This is a genomic window from Corynebacterium sp. UBA4397 (genome assembly GCF_002390965.1).
Classification (GTDB): Bacteria; Actinomycetota; Actinomycetes; order Mycobacteriales; family Mycobacteriaceae; genus Corynebacterium; species Corynebacterium flavescens.
Window position 1 is genome coordinate 75,923 of record NZ_DGRD01000032.1, and the last position, 18,501, is coordinate 94,423.

At 58.6% G+C, this 18,501-nt stretch carries 14 protein-coding genes and 1 pseudogene; 9 read left to right on the forward strand and 6 right to left on the reverse strand.

Annotated elements, in window-relative coordinates:
• Positions 1-12 precede the first annotated feature (12 nt).
• Together B2696_RS07545 and B2696_RS07550 are read left to right on the forward strand one after the other, a co-directional pair.
• Entirely contained in the window at positions 13-342 is a 330-nt protein-coding gene (locus B2696_RS07545) for a YbaB/EbfC family nucleoid-associated protein (RefSeq protein WP_075728951.1), read from the forward strand.
• 149 nt (positions 343-491) lie between these two features.
• Positions 492-1,148, forward strand: a complete 657-nt coding sequence (locus tag B2696_RS07550) for a recombination mediator RecR (protein ID WP_286954831.1) — start codon at positions 492-494, stop codon at positions 1,146-1,148.
• Here the strand turns inward: B2696_RS07550 and B2696_RS07555 are convergent.
• Complete coding sequence (locus B2696_RS07555; RefSeq protein ID WP_286954833.1) at positions 1,145-2,149, reverse strand: AsnC family transcriptional regulator; 1,005 nt, start codon at positions 2,147-2,149, stop codon at positions 1,145-1,147. The two genes, B2696_RS07550 and B2696_RS07555, sit on opposite strands and share 4 nt — an antisense overlap.
• 135 nt (positions 2,150-2,284) lie before the next feature.
• On the opposite strand from B2696_RS07555, the gene B2696_RS07560 reads away from it, so the two are divergent.
• Together B2696_RS07560 and B2696_RS07565 are read left to right on the forward strand one after the other, a co-directional pair.
• A complete protein-coding gene (locus B2696_RS07560) occupies positions 2,285-3,601 on the forward strand; it encodes an MFS transporter (RefSeq protein ID WP_286954835.1) in 1,317 nt (438 codons plus the stop codon).
• A 46-nt stretch (positions 3,602-3,647) separates the two neighbouring features.
• The gene (locus tag B2696_RS07565) at positions 3,648-5,237 is read left to right on the forward strand and encodes an N-acyl-D-amino-acid deacylase family protein (RefSeq protein WP_276621837.1); all 1,590 of its coding nucleotides are present in this window, start codon (positions 3,648-3,650) and stop codon (positions 5,235-5,237) included.
• Between the two features lie 43 nt (positions 5,238-5,280).
• Here B2696_RS07565 and B2696_RS07570 read toward each other — a convergent pair whose 3' ends face one another.
• The 3 genes and pseudogenes from B2696_RS07570 to B2696_RS07580 all read right to left on the reverse strand — a co-directional run.
• Positions 5,281-6,039: a type 1 glutamine amidotransferase gene (locus B2696_RS07570; RefSeq protein ID WP_286954838.1), complete on the reverse strand. Its 759-nt coding sequence runs from the start codon at positions 6,037-6,039 to the stop codon at positions 5,281-5,283.
• Between the two features lies 1 nt (position 6,040).
• Positions 6,041-7,360, reverse strand: coding sequence for a Mur ligase family protein (locus B2696_RS07575; RefSeq protein WP_286954840.1), 1,320 nt, complete (start codon positions 7,358-7,360; stop codon positions 6,041-6,043).
• A 424-nt stretch (positions 7,361-7,784) separates the two neighbouring features.
• Positions 7,785-8,885 (reverse strand): annotated as a pseudogene (locus B2696_RS07580) (exonuclease domain-containing protein); the annotation flags it as partial.
• 599 nt (positions 8,886-9,484) lie between these two features.
• Here B2696_RS07580 and B2696_RS07585 point away from each other — a divergent pair.
• From B2696_RS07585 to B2696_RS11580, 5 genes are all read left to right on the forward strand, one after another.
• Positions 9,485-11,866 (forward strand): prealbumin-like fold domain-containing protein, encoded by a 2,382-nt coding sequence (locus B2696_RS07585; RefSeq protein ID WP_286954844.1) that lies wholly within the window; start codon positions 9,485-9,487, stop codon positions 11,864-11,866.
• A 165-nt stretch (positions 11,867-12,031) separates the two neighbouring features.
• On the forward strand, positions 12,032-13,528 hold the full coding sequence (locus B2696_RS07590) for a SpaH/EbpB family LPXTG-anchored major pilin (RefSeq protein ID WP_286954846.1): 1,497 nt from the start codon (positions 12,032-12,034) through the stop codon (positions 13,526-13,528).
• A gap of 69 nt (positions 13,529-13,597) precedes the next feature.
• On the forward strand, positions 13,598-14,500 hold the full coding sequence (locus B2696_RS07595) for a class C sortase (RefSeq protein ID WP_286954848.1): 903 nt from the start codon (positions 13,598-13,600) through the stop codon (positions 14,498-14,500).
• 2 nt (positions 14,501-14,502) lie between these two features.
• Positions 14,503-15,252 carry a pilin N-terminal domain-containing protein gene (locus B2696_RS07600; protein ID WP_286954850.1) on the forward strand — a complete coding sequence of 250 codons (750 nt, stop codon included), beginning with the start codon at positions 14,503-14,505 and terminating at the stop codon, positions 15,250-15,252.
• A 24-nt stretch (positions 15,253-15,276) separates the two neighbouring features.
• Positions 15,277-15,507: an LPXTG cell wall anchor domain-containing protein gene (locus tag B2696_RS11580; RefSeq protein WP_376778853.1), complete on the forward strand. Its 231-nt coding sequence runs from the start codon at positions 15,277-15,279 to the stop codon at positions 15,505-15,507.
• A 71-nt stretch (positions 15,508-15,578) separates the two neighbouring features.
• Here B2696_RS11580 and B2696_RS07605 read toward each other — a convergent pair whose 3' ends face one another.
• Together B2696_RS07605 and leuA are read right to left on the reverse strand one after the other, a co-directional pair.
• Positions 15,579-16,559 (reverse strand): hypothetical protein, encoded by a 981-nt coding sequence (locus tag B2696_RS07605; RefSeq protein WP_286954852.1) that lies wholly within the window; start codon positions 16,557-16,559, stop codon positions 15,579-15,581.
• 98 nt (positions 16,560-16,657) lie between these two features.
• Positions 16,658-18,475, reverse strand: a complete 1,818-nt coding sequence (gene leuA, locus B2696_RS07610) for a 2-isopropylmalate synthase (protein WP_286954854.1) — start codon at positions 18,473-18,475, stop codon at positions 16,658-16,660.
• Between the last annotated feature and the right edge of the window lie 26 nt (positions 18,476-18,501).

Here is an 18,501-nt window from a genome sequence, read left to right on the forward strand (position 1 = left end):
GAAAGGAATCTCATGACCCAGCCAGAATCTATGCCCCAGCCCGGTGATATGAACGAGCTGCTCGCGCAGGCCGCCCGTATGCAGTCTGAACTGCAGGCCGCGCAGGAAGAAATCCTCAAGGCCCACGTAGAGGGAACAGCCGGAAACGGCCTCGTTAAGGTGACCATGACCGGTGGTGCGGAGCTGGTTGATCTGCAGATCGATAAGTCCGTGGTTGATCCGGAGGATGTGGAGACTCTCCAGGACCTCATCATCGGTGCAATCCGTGAGGCCCACGATGCCGCTGGGCGTCTGGCGCAGGAGAAGATCGGGCCGCTGTCTCAGGGACTGGGCCCCTTCTAAAGGTTGAGGCTCCACCTTTAAAGCCGCTGCGTTGCCGCTAATTGGGGCGGGGCGCCTCCGGCGATACACTACAAAGACTGTCGTCTCCTCTTCTTGCATGGGCAAGGAGAGCGCAGGCAGGCAGTCTTTTAACTTTTCTAAGGAGAATTGTGTTCGAAGGACCATTGCAGGATCTCATCGATGAGCTCTCGCGTTTGCCGGGCGTGGGCCCGAAGTCGGCGCAGCGCATCGCATTTCACGTCTTGCACATGGACCCCGAAGACATTGAACGCCTCCAAAACGCGCTGGGTGCCGTGCGCGATGGGGTGACCTTCTGCCGCATCTGCGGAAATATTTCCCGGGAGGAGATCTGTCGCATCTGTGTGAACTCGCAGCGCGATACGTCCACGGTATGTGTCGTGGAAGAGCACAAGGACATCCAGGTCATCGAGCGCACCGGCGAATATGACGGGCGCTATCACGTCCTCGGCGGGGCTTTGGATCCGCTGGCGAACGTAGGCCCGAAGGATCTCAATATCTCCTCGTTGCTGCAGCGTATCGGTGGGGTTCTGCCAGATAAAGAACTTGCTGATTCCACCCCGGACAAGCCCCTCTATGCGCCGACCCCGATTATCAAAGAGGTCATCTTGGCCACCGATCCGAACACGGAGGGCGAGGCCACCGCAGCCTACTTGGTGCGCCTGCTGCGGGACTTCCCGGATCTAAAAATCACGCGCCTGGCCTCCGGCATGCCTTTGGGCGGGGACCTCGAGTTCGTGGATGAGCTCACGCTCTCCCGTGCGCTTTCGGGGCGCCTGACCATTTAGTTTTCGGAAGTGCGCGTGCTCCAGGGGCTAATCGGCACGGCCTGCTTGGCCTGGCCGTCGGGGCGCAAAATCATCCCGTAAGTCTTTCGCATTTGGGGAATGAGCCGGTACTCCACAACGTGAAACTGCACGGGGGCTTTGTCGATTCTTTGCAGAAGATCATTTCCATTGCTCAAGCTGTGCAAGCTTAGTACCAGTATGAGGTTGGTTTCGGAGATCACTGAGGCGCAGAACCTGGTCTCGCGCCATTCGCCGAAGAAGTCCGCGGCCTCCTCCACCTGGTCAATGGGACAGCGGGCTAAGACTACTAATCCGAGCGGGTAATCAAACAGCGGGCGAGCCACGTCGCAACGAAAGAGTCCGTGCCCGTGGTTGATGAGCTTGTTCACAGATCTCTTGGCTTGGGCTGTGGTGATGTTCAGGCTCTTTCCTATTGCGGCGTATGGCAGGCGCCCGGCGCAGGAGAGTAGCTCGAAGACGCGCTTATCGTCCTCGGTGAGTTCTTCGCTGAGGTAGCGCCCGTCGAGTGGCGCGGGACGGCGGGGGGAAGAATCCGCGAGGAGGCCCTGGCGCCAGTGCACGCCGCCGCTGATGTGGCCGAATGCGGAGACCCGGTAGGTGGTTGCGAGCTGAAGTTCGGTAAAGGAGTTATAGAACTCCGCGGCGAGGTCCTCTATCGATTCGGCGATGACTATGCAAAACAAGTTGTAGTCCCCTGTGGTGGTGCCGACGGTAATGACGTTCTTGCGCTGTGAAAGGCGGTCAGCGCACTCGTCGCGTTGGTTTCCCCATACCCCAATCTCGACGAAGAAACCCCTGCTGCGCAGCGGGTGGTAGGCCATGCCAGTCCACGCGTGTCCGTGCTGAGATAATGCCGCCCAGCGCCTAGATACCGTGGCCTCAGAAAGCCCTGCCTTGTGCGCTACTTCCTTCCAGGGGGCGGCGGGATCGGCTTGGAGGGCGTCGACAATCTCCAAATCGATGAGATCTGTTTCTTTCATGTTTGGCACCTTGCTGTCATTTTCTTGCGCATTAAGAGCGTTAGAACCCGATTCTTTGCAGTATATCGGCCGCGATATGGCTCACTATACAATTACGCCCACAATATCGGTTAGAAGAAAGGTATCCCCGTAACTATGACTATTGTGGAAGCCCGAGTCACGGCTAAAGATGTCTATAGGAAAGTAAATAGGCGGATTCTTCCGATGCTGCTCATTTGCTATACCTTTGCCTACCTTGACCGCGTCAACATCGGATTTGCCAAGCTCCATATGCAAGAAGATATGCCCATGCTGACAGATGCCGTGTTTGGCGTCGCCTCCGGCATCTTCTTCCTGGCCTATGCAACGCTCGAGATTCCGAGCAATCTCTTGATGAATAAGATCGGTGCCCGGCGCACCATCACGCGCATCATGGTGCTGTGGGGTCTTGCCTCATCCCTGACCATGTTCGTCACGGAGCCATGGCAGCTCTATACGCTGCGCATCATCCTCGGCATCTTCGAGGCAGGCTTTGCCCCAGGCATTATCCTCTACCTGACGTATTGGTATCCGGCCAAGCGCATGGCTGCGGTGATGGGCGTGTACATGCTGGCCGGGCCCATCGGCTCCATTCTGGGCTCCGGCGGATCGGCGCTTATCATCGCGAGTTTGGATGGCGTTGGTGGGCTCTCCGGTTGGCAGTGGATGTTCCCCATCCAGGGCTTGCCGGCTGTGGCCCTCGGCATCATCTTCTGGAAGCTGATGTCTGATACGCCTGATGAGGCCAAGTGGCTTAACAAGGAAGAGTTGGCGGTTATCCACCGCGACCGCGCGGAGACGGAGAGCAACCACACGGCCTCCCGCTTTGTCGACGCCCTGAAGAACGTGCAGGTCCACGTCATGGCACTGGCGTACTTCGGCATCATGTGCGGAATCTATGCCACGACTTTCTGGATGCCGACGATTTTGAAGGAGAACGGCATCGAGAACAACACCGTCAACGGCCTCCTTACCGCGCTGCCTTACTTCGTGACCATCCCCGTCATGGTGCTGCTTACGCGCAGCTCCGATAAATCGCAGGATCGTTTCTGGCACGCGCTCGTCCCCACGCTGCTCGCGGCGATGGCCTTGGTGGCCGCTGCTGTTCTCTCCGCGAACTTCTGGATTTCCTATCTGGCGCTGTGCGTCGCGGTCTTTAGCGTGTGGGGTGCCTACACCGTCTTTTGGGCGGTTCCCTCCAAGGCCTTCGGCGGAACCGCGGCCGCAGGCGGCATTGCCTACATCAACACGATGGGCATTCTGGGTGGGTTCGTCGCCCCGATGGTCATCGGATTTGTAAAGACCGCAACTGGTTCCACGGAGGGAGGCCTGCTCACTATGGTCGGGCTCTTGATTCTTTCCGCAGGCGCGCTGGTGGTGCTAAAGAAGGTGCTCTTCGACAAGGAGAAGGAGGAGGCCCCTATAGAGCTCTAGGAGAATTTCCTACACACCTAGGCAGATACAAGGAAGCGTTAGAAAAGTGACAACCACATTAATCAAGAACGCAGAGGTCATCGACGGAACCGGAAGGAAACCGGACGCCCGGGACGTCATCATCGAGGGCGACACGATTGCCTCCCTCCAGCGCCCAGGCAGCTGCGGCGGGCAGTCCTTCGACCACGTCATCGATGGGAAGGGAAGCTATCTGTGCCCCGGTTTCATTGAGAGCCACGCGCACTCGGATAACTCCCCCTTGTTGAGCTTTGATGACACGTCGAAGATTCTGCAGGGCGTGACCACGGAGGTTGTGGGCAATTGCGGCTTTAGCCTCGCGCCCATCGCGGAGGCCTTCGAGCAAGAGTTTTATGGCCTGGTCACCCGGATTTTTCCCCGCGAGAAGTACCCGTGGAAGGATTATTCCCAGTTCCGGGCGGCGATAGAGCAATTCGAGCCGATCACCAACTACGCCGCGCTGGTGGGGCACAACACCATCCGCATCGCGGTGCGTGGGCTGGACCCCACTCCGCCTTCCCCCTTGGAGATGCTGGAGATGCAGCGTCTGGTGGGCGAGGCGATGGAGGAAGGTGCGGTGGGGCTATCCTCCGGCCTGATTTACCCGCCCGGCGTGTTCTCGCAGCCGGATGAGCTCAACCAGTTGGTGAGCGTGTTGCCGCGCGGCGCGGTCTATAGCTCCCACATGCGCAATGAGAGCTATAACTTGGTGGCCAGCATCAATGAGACCCTCGCCGCGGTGGCCGGCAACCCCGTGCACTGCCATATTTCGCACTTGAAGTTTGCGGATCGCTTCAGCTCCTCGTTGATGGATGAGGCAGTCACGCTTCTCGACGCCCACCGCACCGCCGGCGTCGCCCTCACCCAAGACATCTATCCCTATACCGCGGCGAGCACCATGCTCTCCGCGCTGCTTCCGCCCTGGATGCACGAGGGAGGGAGCAGGCTTTTGTTGCAGCGCCTGCGGGATCCGGAAACGCTGCGCCGGGCGGTCGAGGAGATTAATAATGATCGCTTTTCCTACGAGAACTACGCCATGGCCGCGGGCTGGGAGGGCATTGTCATAGCCAGCTCGCACAGCCACCGTTTTGATGGGATGAACCTGCTCGAGATTGCACACCAACTCTCCACCGCGCCGGGACTGGCTTTGGGGAAGATCCTGGTTGAAGAAAACCTCGAGGCCACCATGATTGTGCATGCCATGCGGGAAGAAGATGTGGTCACGGCGCTGCGCAGTCCTTTCACGGCCATTGGTTCCGATGGGCTGCCGCTGGGCACGGGCGGAAAACCACATCCGCGTGCCTATGGTACTTTTGCCCGCATCTTGGACTTCTACGTGCGGGATAAGGCCATTCTCAGCCTTCAAGAGGCGATAAGGCGGATGACCAGCCTGCCCGCAGGCATCTTCGGCCTGCAGGATCGCGGGAGCATCGAAGTGGGCAAGAAGGCCGACCTCGTGATCTTCGATACGGCTGGCGTGGCCGACCACGCCACATTCCAGGACCCAACCAATGGCCCTACCGGCATTAACTCCGTATTTGTCAACGGCGTCAAGGTAGTAGAAAATGACCGCTGGCTAGAGCGCCGCGCCGGGCGCTTCGTCCGCGCCAGGCATTAGCGGCGAGCAGTGGCCAAGGCTTACGTGACTAAGGCTTACGTGACTAAGACCTACGCAGGCGCTCGGCGCGCAGCTGCGTGACGGCGGGAATGTCGAGCGGTTCGAGCTCGGCCAGCGTGATGCCCATGGCCTTGGCCAGCAGGAGATCAGCCAGCTGGGGGTTGCGCGCAAGAGCGGGGCCGTGCATGTAGGTGGCGATGACGTTGCCCTGGACTGCGCCCTCGGCGGTGCGCTGCATGGCGCCGTCACGCAGGTCGGCGGTGGCATTGGTATCGGCATTGCCCACGCCGCGGGTGATCTCGCCGAGCGGCTGCGCGGCGGGGCCCAGGATGGTCGCGCCCATGTGGTTCTCAAAGCCGGTCAGCGGCTCGGTGAGCTCGGCGGTGATGCCAGTGCCGGTGGGGGTGGAGGCCACCTCGCCGATGGCGCGCTCCTGCATGCCGGCAGTGGTGGCGTCGATTAGCCCGACGCCGTCCACGATGCGGCCCGAAGCGCGGAAGGACTCGCCCAGGACCTGCAGGCCGGCGCAGATCGCCAGCACGGGGTGCCCGGCGGCAGCCGCCCGGCTCAATCCGCCGTCAGCGATGAGGTGCTCTGCAGCCAAAATCTGCGCGGTGTCCTCGCCACCACCCAGGGTGTAGATGTCGAGGGAATCGGGGACGGGCTCGTTGAGCTTGATGGGCAAGATTTCCGCCGCGAGGCCACGCATGCGGGCGCGCTGGCGCAGGACCAGGGCGTTTCCGTCGTCGCCGTAGGTGCCCAGCACGTCGGGGAGGACGAGGCCGATGGTGAGTTTATCCATGTTAAGACTCCTTGCCGGCGGTCGATTGAGCGGGCGACTGAGATTTCTCTTGGGCCACGGCCCGTGTCAGTGCCTTCTTGAGATCCCGGAAGGCGGTGTAATTGGCCAGCACCTCAACGCGCCCGGGCGGGCAGGAGCGGATGGCCTCCAACGGTGAGGCGATGAGCTCGTGGTTGATGTCGGCGTAGACCAAGCGCACGGCCAGGTCGGTGCCGCGCTCGCCGGAGGCCTTGACGCTTAAGGTCTCGAAGTCCTCGAAACGCACGTCCCACAGCCAGGACATGTCCACGCCATCGGCCACCTGGCCGTTGGTGGCAATGACGAGGCTATCGGCGCTGCGATCCACCATGGACAGGGCCTCTTGCCAGCCGGCGGGGTTCTTGGCCAGCAGCAGGCGGATCTTCCGCCCGCCCCACTCCACAGTGGAGTAGCGCCCGGCCACGTCATCGATGGATTCGGTGGCGGCGATGGCCTTGTCGATGTCGATGCCAAAGCCCTCGACGGCGGCGGCCACGGCCTGCGCGGCATTGCCGCGGTTGGCGCGCCCAGGAAGGGCCAGGGACAGTTCCTTGTGGCCGGCGGGCGTGAGCACACCATCTTCATCGACGGACCACGTGGGGGTGGGGCGGCGGAACTCGCGGCCATCGGGCAACCTTTTGACCGCGTACCAGTCATCATCGGTGCGCACCACGTGCCCGCCGGTGCGCGGACAGGTCACGGAATCCCCGAGCCAGCCAGCACCGGCGGAGACCCAGGTGACGTTCTTGGCGTCATAGGCCACCGAGGTCATGAGCACGTCATCGCAGTTGGCAATGACGAGCATGTCTGGGTGCGCCGCCACCGCGCCGCGCAGGGCGCGCTCAATCTTGTTGATTTCACCCACGCGGTCAAGCTGATCGCGCGAGAGGTTCAGCAGCACCAGCACCTGGGGGCCTAGGTTATCCGCCACATGCGGGACGTGGAGCTCATCGACCTCGAGCACGAGGTGGCTGGCCGTCTTGCCCGCCAGGAGCGCGGAGATAATGCCGGCGTCCATATTGTCCCCGCCGTCATTGGTGGCCACGCGGTAGGTGGAACGCACCGCCGCGGCGAGCATGCGCGTGGTGGTGGACTTGCCGTTGGTTCCGGTCACCAGCACGGCGGGGCGTCCCCGCCCGAGCTGCGCCATGATGGTGGGATCGATAGCCCCAGCGATGAGGCCACCAATCATTCCGCCGGAGCCGCGGCCAGTGGCGCGGGAGGCCGCCGTGGCCAGCCGTGCTGCGGTGGTGGCTGCGTTGGTGCGGGCCTTCTTGACAGCAGTGGGAAGGTGAAATCTCATGCCCTACAGACTAGCCGGATAGGCGCTTCTAGTCGTTGTTGCTCGCCGCAGTGCCGCCGGAATTTCGATTGCCGCGGCCATTCCGGCCTCCGCGTCCACCCCGGCGCCGCCGACGCCGGCCCTTGCCCGCCGCGGCATTATCCCCGCTGGGCCGGCCCGATGATTGGCCTTTGGATGCACCCGCAGCCTGAGCACCCGCAGCCTGAACTCCCGCCGCCTGAGAGCCCGAAGCTGTGGGTGATGACTCCGCCGAAGAGGAGGCAGCAAGGGGAGCACCATTTCCTCCACCATTTCCCCCAACGCCATCCGCGCCACGCTGCGGGTTGCTAGTGGTGGCCTTGCGCTTGTGCCGGCGGCGCTGATTGCGCCCGCCCCCGCGCCGATTATTACTATTGGGCACATGTGGGGTGCGCTTTTCTTCCTGCTCCGGCTCGGGCTCGGGGGCCTCCTCGATGCGGCCTAGCGCGGCAAGGAAGGCCTCATCCGCCATAAGGGGAATGCCCTTGCGGTGGGCGTGCATGGGTTTTCCCACCAGATCCGTGGTGACGTTGCACACCACGACTGAGGTCTCCCGGGTGAGCTTTTCGGAGTAGTTCAATTCCTCGCGCATGAGCGCCTCGATGATGACATCGGGGTCAGCTTTGATCTCCGGCGCGACGACGATCTCCATGCCACGAACAAGGTTCTTGCCCGGTACATACTTGCCGGGGTTGGCGTGCTGGCGCGGCGCCTCGGCGGCATCAACGCGCACATGGGAGCGCTGCAGCCCAAAGCGGTCCGCCCGAATATCATCCGGTGCATAGGAGCTAATCTCGCCCTCGCCCTCACTCTGCGCCTGGAAGAGCTCAATGAGCAGCTGCGTCTCCGCGCGCGTGACGTCGAATTCGCTGCGCTGGGCGCGCTCGACGGTGGCCTTTGGATCTGGTGCGTCAATCCCGCTGCGCTTGGCGACGGCCCCTAAACGCACATCATTACTACGCACGCCCTGCCGACGTGAGGTTTCCAAGGTATCGATGATGCGCTCCGGCGTGGGCACGTGTCCCACCTTGGCCCGGCGCCTGCCGCCTGAGCGCCCGCGATTGCGCGAGCGATTCTGTCGCGCTGCGGCAACCATGGCGCGCCGGGCCTCGGCAACAATAAATCCCCAGGTATAAGGGGTGTTATGGACCACGAGCGTACGGCCATCCAGCAGCCTATCGAGGGTCTTGAGCACCCGTGCAAAGCGCTCACCTTCCGCCACTTCCTCGTGGCTGAGCCCATGTATGTGCCGCGGCCCCGGATCAGTCTCCGGGTCAATGACCACGTGGTAGTCCGCGCCTTCTGCGCCCGACTCAGAAAAGGTCACCGCATCAATGGCCACCACGCGCCCCGTGGAGGGGTGAATGCCCGTTGTGCGCACCGTCAGCGCCACGAAGGGATACTCAGCAGGTGCCTCCGCCCCAGAAGTCGAAGTCGAAGCAGGCGCCGCCGACTCTGAAGTCTCAGGTGGCTGCGGGGTGGGATGGGGGCCAGGCAACGTGCTCATTGTCAATACTCTAGTATCCCGCCACCTGCGTCCTTGGCAGGGCGCACGCGATATATGGAAAGAGCTGCTATAGCGACCTTTAAAGACTTCATACTTAAACTAAGAGAACATCTAATGAAGATATACGGGGGTAGAAAAGCGCGGGCGCAGGAGGTGTGCCAAAAGCTCTCAATGGTTGAAATGGCTTAAGTCTACGAAACTGGGAAAGGGTAGATGGTTAAGGCCGATGTACTGCTGAAATGGTCGATTGACCGAGGCTGAAGCTTTGAGATGATCAAGAGTTAAAACTTGGGTTGTTGACAGATCTCGAATCTCTGGACTGGAACCTCTGGATTAGCCTGATAGACCTTAGGGGGGCGCAATCTTTTCAAGACTGGCATTCAGTGACTTCTCAAACTATCTTTATTGAAGTTAACTGGTTCTATGGAAAATTCTATGATTTACACAGCTGGACCGATTTATGGTGACTGTCGATTGTTAATGAGGGTATGCGGATGTTAATAACAAGCCACAAACACGAGGCTTCAGGCGGGGTGAAGCCTCTTCGCCTAAGTGGTGCATTTCTACGGTGTTTAACATCGGTATTTGTCGTACTTGGATTGACTGCCATCCCAGTTCAGGCCGGGGCGGTAGAAACCGATGCTACGGAAACCACTGCCGATCTGGACTCGCAGGCGGACTTTACTGCTGAAGATGGAGTCGATAGTGACGTCGAAGAAGATGCTCCAGCACCGGATGGTGAGTTGAGCGAAGAGCCTCAAGAGACTGAAGCTCAAGACTCTGGCCAGTTCGCGCAGGCGTTGCGCGCACTGACCGCAAGTTCAACTAGCTTGTCCTGCACTCCGGGAACGTTTTATTCGCTAACCAGTACCGGCGCGGTCTTCCAAATTGAAGGTAACTCCGGCTACACTCCTAGCAACACCGGGATAGACTTCGGAGACGCCAATAGCTACAACGGACTTGCCATAGGCCAAGACGGCGAGGTTGCGTATGCTTTCGACAGAACCAACAACAATGTACTTGTAAAGCGCTGGGATTCCAGTGGTTCGGTCAGTGAAGTAGGTCAAATCAATGTCAGCTCGCAAGGTGTCAGTCCCGATAGCCTTATTGCTGGAGGCATGCAGCCGAAAGATGCCAGCAAGTACTACTTTGGTGGCTATAAAGCTGTGCGCGAGTGGGTTGGGGGACGGTGGGGCTACTGGAAATACGACGTCACCTTTGAGCTTTACCGCTATGACGCTGATACCAATAGCACCGACTACCTGGGTTCCGTGCCAATGCAGGGTTTGACCCAAACTGGTAACGGCGACCTAGCGTTTGATGCCCAAGGAAACATGTACATTCTTTACAACCAAGGACAAGGGGCGCGATTGGCAACCGTGACTGCAGGGGATCTTGCTATTGCAGAGTCTAATCCTGGGCTTACAATCCGCCCGCAAGATTCGCAGGACTTGGATCTGACTTTGGGTGGAACTCCTTCGCTGAATGGTGTTGCATTCAATGACCAGGGATACGTCTACGTAGAGAATGCCTCTGGAAATACTGCTTACTTCAACTTGATTGACCCATCTGATGGATCCTCCAAGGACAATGGAAGTGCGGTCTTGGGCGCTCAAGGAGTCGATCTAGCTTCTTGTGCTTCGTTCCCGACGATCGAACTGAAGAAGAACATCGATGGGGACAGGGCGAAGCCGGATGATCAGTTCACCCTTGAGATTTACAAGGACGGCGTCACCGACTCCATCGCATTTGGAACGACTGAGGGCGGCGAGACCGGCATTCAGGATCGCCAGGCAGGTCCATCTCCTGCACAGCCCGGCGCTACCTATCGCCTTATTGAAAAAGGTGTAGGTGGGGCTAAACTCGAGGATTACGAGACCTCATTCACTTGTGAGGAAGATAATGGAATCCAGAAAGTCAACGATTATGAATATCGCGTGACCGTTCCAAATAACTCTTCGCCAGTCTCTTGTATCTATAAAAATAAAGCTAAGCCAGTCGCGGTCGCACGAATCGAAAAGGGGCCACGGCCGGGTGAAGCGGTGACTGTTGACTCTGAAGGTAAAGCCACTCTTGAGTACACTGTAACCGTCACCAATGATGACTCCAAGAACCTGGATGTCAAGACTGGTTCTATCAAGGATGATGTCCGGATTCCCGCAAATGTATCGGTCACTGGCGACGGTACTGTCGAATTTGAAGCAGATTCCGGGGTCGATCCTACCGGCGTCGTAAGCACCATCCCTGCGGGAAGCTTTGTTGCTGGTCAGCAGGTAGAGCTTGCTAGTGACCTCTTGCTTCCACCTGGTAAAAAAGCCACGTTTAAGGTTAAAGTTCCGATTCAAGTAAGCGCTGATTCCACCCCTGCACAGTGGCAGGAACTGGGTGAGTGCGAGGCCACTGACGGAAACTCAACTGGCGGTGTAAAGAATGGTGTCCTGATGGAGCATGACTCCGATGGGCCCGAAAACAACGTTGCATGTATTCCGGTAAAGAAGATTGATCCGACCAAGATCACGGTAATTAAAGAAGACTCAAAGGGCGTTGCTCTCGATGGTGCACAATTTGCGCTTTATAAAGCAGAGCTTGATGGTTCCGGAAAGCCTGTAGGGCCAGGTGAGCAAGTTCAAGATGTGCTGCCGTTGGTAGATGGTTCTACAACGAGCTTTACAACCAATGACTTGCTCGCTGGTTATTACTACATCGTTGAGACAAAAGCACCTCAAGGATACAGTCTGCTGCCGAAGCCTATTGGCTTCCAGTTGACGTGGGACTCGGATGCAAAGGCCTACAACCTGGAGCTTGTTGATCCTAGTGAGCACACCGCCGCCGTGGATGCGAAAAACCTTGTTCTTAAGGTTGCGGACACCCCAGGAGGAATGCTTCCTGAATCGGGTGGCCAGGGTTACCTGCCGTTCGTAGGACTGGGCCTAATTATTCTGATAATCGGTGCTTTCGTTGCTCGTCGTAGTTTCAACTAGGAGGTAGACAGATGGCCTCCTATGCATCTACTGAGCCACGTGCAGGCCCGGCGGATGTCTAAAGTGCACGTTCCCTGTTTGGCTCCCATTTGATGGAAGTCAAGAAGTTGTTCCTCTCGATTCCAGGTGCTTTTGCACCAGAACTCCTAAATACTTAAGGAAACCATGGTTAAGAAAACCAATCGCATCCGTGCAATCGGTGCTGCTACTGTCTTCGGCGTCGCACTTTCGACCGCCTCCATCGGCATTGCTCCGGCATTTGCTCAAGATGGTCCTGCCGTTGTATCCAATCCCGGCAACATCGATTTCAGCAAGAGCGGTTCCATCACGGTCCACAAGCGTGACCTCGGTGCCGATGCGACCGCCCCTGCAACTGGTAACGTCAACGACAATGCACCAGGGCAGCCGCTCGCTGGCGCAGGTTTCACCCTGTACAATGTGACGAACGCAGATCTTAAGACCAATGCTGGCTTTGCTGCCGCTGCGGCCTTGACTCCGGGTACTGCTCTGCTTGGTGGTGTTGCTGGTACCGGCGTGTCCGATGCTGCTGGTCTCGTTAACTTCGGCGATTTGCCGGTAGGCGTCTACCTGCTGCGTGAGACTGATGCACCGGAAGGCTACACTCCTTCTGCAGATGCTATTGTCTTCGTCCCGATGACCAACCCGGAGAAGACTGACGAGTGGAACTATGACGTCCACGTCTACCCCAAGAACTCCAAGAATGAGACCACGAAGATCGTCGAGGATGCTGGCGACAACGCTGGCGATGCCATCAGCTACACCATCACCGGTGACGTTCCGAAGCTTGCATCGGATGACACCGTGATTTCCAAGTATGAAGTCACCGATGACCTAGACGAGACTCGCTTGGAAGCGCCTTCGGCGATCGACGTCACACTGAGTAATGGCACAGCGCTAGTTGCTGGAACGGATTACAAGGTGTCCGTCGATTCAACGACTCTGCAGGTAAAGGTTGCGTTCACTTCGCCTGGCCTGGAGAAGCTGACTGCGGCTAAGAAAGCCGATGCGAATGTAAAGGTGGTCACCAAGATCACCGCGACGCTGAAGAAAATCGGCGACAGCATGGACTTGAAGAATGAAGCGACCACCATCACTAATAACGGTGGTGGCGGTGGAGACACCACCACTCCTTCGAACCCCGTTCATACCTACCATGGCATCCTTCGCGTAAACAAGACCGGCGACGATAAGAAGCCGCTGGCTGGTGCCCAGTTCCAGGTCTACGAGTGCGTGGACCAGAGCAACTTGGGCAGGGGCCCTCTGACTGTCGGTGGTATGGATAAGTGGACCACCAGTGAGCAGGGTAGCTTGTTTATCGAGTCGCTACATGTAACCGACTACGAGAACGGTGCGGAAGTCCCTGCGACCAAGAAGTACTGCTTGGTTGAGACCAAGGCTCCGGAAGGCTATGAGTTGCTGCCTACTCCAGTGGCCGTGGACTTCACTCGTGCATCAGTAGGTGGCACCTCTGATGTCGAAGGCGATGACGCAATTACTCAGGTCGCTCAGATCGAGAACGTTAAGTCTACGACACCTAACCTTCCGCTGACTGGTGGTGCTGGCGTTGGCCTTCTGGCTGCAATCGGTGCTGCAATCGTGGCTGCAGGTGCTTACATCGCACGTCGCTTGAACCGCGCATAAGGCGTACCAACAGGTGTAATGATTGAGGGCATTTTCACTTGAAAATGCCCGAAGGAGAACGGGAAGAATATGACTAAAATGGACACACGCGGCCCTAAGGCGGCGTCCAAATGGGTTCGTGTTTTGATTCCCGTTCTCATCATTGCGGTGGGGCTCGGTGTACTTCTTTATCCAGTTATCGCGACGCAGTGGAACAATTCTAAGCAGTCCCACTTGAGTCGGGAATACGCAGACCTCAATCAACAGATACCACCAGAAACGCTTAGACATTATTTTGAAGACGCGCAAGCGTATAACAACGAATTATCCGAAGGAAAAATTGTTGACCCTTGGATTAACAATTCCGCAGCGGATGATGAAAACTACAAAAAATATTTGAGTGTCCTGAGCTACCAGGACGCGATGGCACGTCTGGTAGTGCCTTCCGCGAAGGTCGATCTACCAGTCTATCATGGCTCCGGCGAAGACTCACTCCAGCGTGGTGTGGGCCATCTCTTTGGTAGTGACTTGCCTGTTGGCGGCGAGGGCACGCATTCGATACTTACAGCGCATACTGGGCTTTCAAAGGCCACTCTTTTTGATAATCTTGTCGATGTTAAAAAGGGAGACCCCTTTTATATCTCCGTGGCCGGAGAGAACCTTAAGTATGAGGTTGATGACATTCGGGTTGTTCTCCCGACCGAGACTGACTCCCTGCATCGAGTGCCAGGAAAAGACCTCGTTACTCTAATTACGTGCACTCCGTATGGGATTAATACTCACAGGCTGCTTGTGACAGGGCATCGTGTGCCCATGGATCCAGCTTCAGAAGATAGCCTCCGAAATGGGCCGTCCTTTGCATGGCAATGGTGGATGTATGCCATTGCGATTGCCGCTCTCATTATTGTGTTGGCTCTCATGCTTTGGATTCGTTCGATAGTCAAAAATAGAAACAAAACATTGGAAACTGATCGTCAGAAGGAGTTGCTGTAGCCGTGAAACCAGCAATCAAAATGAATCGAACCAGCATTAGTCGTGGAGCCGCAGCACTTACGGTTTCCGCTGCGCTTCTCCTCGGAGCCCCGATAGCAAATGCAGATGTTCGCACAGTCATTGGCACCGTAGATAGCCAGGCTATTGCTGACATCGATGCAAGTTCAACCGTCGATTTGACGATTATCAAGACGCCTCCGCAGAAGATCTCTGGGATCTCTTTCACGGTTCGCAAGGTAAAAGGGGTCGATCTGACAACTCCTGCGGGGTGGGAGGCCGCACGGCGAATGTCTGTTGGTTCCGCTAAGATTCGTGGGTTTGATTCAGAAGCTAGTGCGACTACGGACGCTGAAGGTAAGGCGTACTTTAAGAACCTTCCTATTGGGCTGTATCTGGTTTCCCAGCAAGGTACTTCCGCCAGCATCGGCAAGGAACCTGCGGAGTTCCTAATTACCCTTCCTACCGGGTCTGATGACGGAACCTATTGGAATTATGACGTAGAGGTCTTCGCGAAGGAAGAGGATAAGGATAAGCCTCCAACTCCGCCGGTTCCCACGCCTACTCCTCCGCCTGTGACCTCGACCCCGCCTGCGCCGCCAGAAACTCCCGAAGTGCCTACGACTACCCCCGGAAAGGGAAAGCCTTCGAAAGGACTAGCTGATACTGGTGCCAATGTAACTGGCCTAGCTGCGCTCGCACTCTTCCTTATTGCAGGTGGCGTATTCTTTGTATTCCGAAAGAAGCGTTCTTAGATTTGCAGTCCGGTCGTTGACTAGGTGTGGCAATGGTGTAGTTCGGACATAGCTAACGGTCACCCGAGCGCACAGGCTTCAAAGAGTACGCCGTCGAAATCTCTGGCTAACACCGGAGCAAATGTGGCGTGGATAGGCGGCATCGCACTGTTGCTGCTTATCGCTGGTGCATGGCTGAGCATGCGCAAGCGTCGCGAGAGCTTATCTTCGCGCACAAGCCAAACGCAGACCCCGGTGAGGGAGCAGGTGGAATAATCTACCTGCCGCCCTCACCGGGGTCTATTTGTTACTGTTCTGTTGTTTCTGCTGGTTGGTGTTGTGGATGCTTAGAACACGATGAGTGCGATGAGGATGAGGGCGAGCACTCCGAGGGTGATGGCGGCCCAGCCCGCTATGGTGCTCAGGGGTTTGGGGGAGCGTTGCTGTGCTTCTGCGCTGTTCTGCTTGGTGTTTGAGGTGGGGATCTTGTCGAGTGCGGCGAGGTCAGCATCGGTGATGACGCGGAAGCTGGAGGTCTCAAAGGTCTGGGCAACTGAGGCTGAGCGTGGCGTGCTTTGGGCGAGCTGCCATTCGGGGCCGGCGCCGGCGGAGGAGGGCTGCCCGGTAAAGATGTCGAGCTCGCGCTGGCCGTGACGCGGCGAGTGGAAAGCATGTGCCAGGGTGGTTATTCGCTCCTCTTCGTTGTGGTGGACGGTGGTGATGATGTTGTCGGGGGCTTCGCCAAGCGGGGCGAGGAAGTGATTGCCCAGGTAGATGTCTATGCCTGGTTGTGTGCGCTCGTCGTTGGTAGTGTCTTCGTCTTTGTATTTGGACGCTGACTTGAGGGTGACAAGCAGGTGCGCACGGCCTTCGGGAAGCATGCCGGAGGCGTCGACGATGTCGGGGACGCGGAGGAGGGGACCGTGGCCAAGCAAGACCCACTGCGAGGACGGCGGATTATTGGCAGGCAGGCACAGGCCAGGGCGCGGCAGACGCAGCACCAAGCCGGACTCTTGAACGCGCGCCGTGGCCGCGGGGTAGAGGCCAGCATTGAGGATGAGCTCGAGCTCGGGGTACTCGGCGCGGTCGGCGGGGGAGACGGTGCCGAGCAGTCTGTTTGTGGGCGTGCTGCAAAAAACGCCGAGCGTGCCTTCTTCCTGGGGGCGCAGGGTGACGCTTAACTCTGTGCCGGGGGCGCCACTTGTGGCGGCGTCGTTTGTCTGTGTTTTGTTTGTGGGGGCGTCACTTGTGGGATGAACCGGGATGGACTGGATTGCGCCGAATCCGTGGTGGGGGATGTAGTAGGAAGTCGCGGGTGCCTGAGCCATAGGAAAACCCTAGCGCCCGACGTGGGTGTGGCGGACGCTAGGGGGAGTGTGCAATCAGTCCGCGGTGGGTGTCCCGCTGGTGCGCGCGAGTGTTGCTCTTAGTCGAGGGCGCGGTTGACGGCGGAGTTAATGGCGTTGATGGAGGCGCGCACGGTGGAGGCGGCGATGCCGGCGCCCCAGACCTTGGTGCCATTGACATCGGCGGCGATGTAGCAGGCGGCCTCCGCGTCATCACCGGCGGAGCGGGATTTCTGCGAGTACTCGATGACCTCGAAGTCGATGCCGATATTCTCCAGGGCGTTGGCGTAGGCGGCGATGGGGCCGTTGCCGTGGCCGGTAATGGTGTTCTCCTGGCCCTTGTAGATCACCTTGGCGGTGACGGTGGCCTCGTCGGTATCGGTCTCAGCGTTGTCGACCTGGAAGGTGACCTCCTCCAGCGGGGTGGTGCGGTCCAGGAACTCTGTGGTGAAGATGTCCCACATGCCCTTGGAATTGACCTCGCCGCCCTCAGAATCCGTGACGGCCTGGACCACGGTGGAGAACTCAGCCTGCATGGCGCGCGGCATGTTGATGCCGTGATCGGTCTTCATGATGTAGGCCACCCCGCCCTTGCCGGACTGCGAGTTGACGCGGATGACGGCCTGGTAATCGCGGCCCACATCCTTGGGATCGATGGGCAGGTAGGGAACCTCCCAGACGCTATCACGCAGCTCATCCCAGGAGACCTCGGTGTTGTTTGCGCCAGGGCGGACCTCGTTGGCCAGCGCGTCCAGGCCCTTGTTGATGGCATCCTGGTGCGAGCCGGAGAAGGCCGTGAAGACCAGGTCGCCGCCGTAGGGGTGGCGCTCCGGGACGCGCAGTTGGTTGCAGTACTCCACCGTGGAGCGGATTCCGGGCAGGTCGCTGAAATCAATCTGCGGGTCCACGCCCTGCGTCATCATGTTCAGACCCAGGGTGATGAGATCCACGTTGCCGGTGCGCTCACCGTTGCCAAAGAGGCAGCCCTCAATGCGGTCCGCGCCGGCCAGGTAGCCCAGCTCGGCCGCGGCGACGCCCTCGCCGCGATCGTTGTGCGGGTGCAGGGAGAGGATGATGGCGTCACGCTTTTTAAAGCTGCGGTGCATCCACTCGATGGAATCGGCGTAGACATTCGGGGTGATCATTTCCACCGTGGAGGGCAGGTTGATGATCATGGGGTTCTCGGCGCTTGCCCCCATGATGTCCACCACGGCATCGCAGACCTCGACAGCGAAGTCCAGCTCGGTGCCGGTATAGGACTCCGGGGAGTACTCCCAGCGCCAGTTGGTCTCCGGGTAATCCTGAGCGATCTCCTTGATGAGCTCCGCGGCATCGGTGGCCAGTTTCTTAATGGCCGGGCGGTCCTTGCGGAATACCACGCGGCGCTGCAGCTTGGAGGTGGAGTTATAGAAGTGGACGATCACGTTCGGCGCGCCGGCGCAGGCCTCGAAGGTGCGGCGGATGAGGTGCTCGCGGGCCTGAACCAGGACCTGGATGGTGACGTCCTCCGGGATGAGGTTCTCCTCAATAATGGCGCGCACGAAGTCAAAGTCCGTCTGCGAGGCGGAAGGGAAGCCTACCTCGATCTCCTTGTAGCCCATCTTCACCAGCAGATCGAACATGCGGCGCTTGCGCTCCGGGCTCATGGGATCAATCAGGGCCTGGTTGCCATCACGCAGATCGACCGCACACCACTGCGGGGCGGTGGTGATCTTCTTATCCGGCCAGGTGCGGTCCGGCAGGGAGATTTCCTCTACCTCTTTGGCAAAAGGCAGGTAGCGATTGACCGGCATGGAGGAGCCGCGCTGCTTGTTCCAGGCTGGCTGTCCGGGGTTGGCCGGGCCTTGGGGAGTGGTGATTTCGCGCGGTGCGGAAATGAAAGAGTCATTGGGAGACATGGCGGTGGTTTCCTTTTAGAAGATTT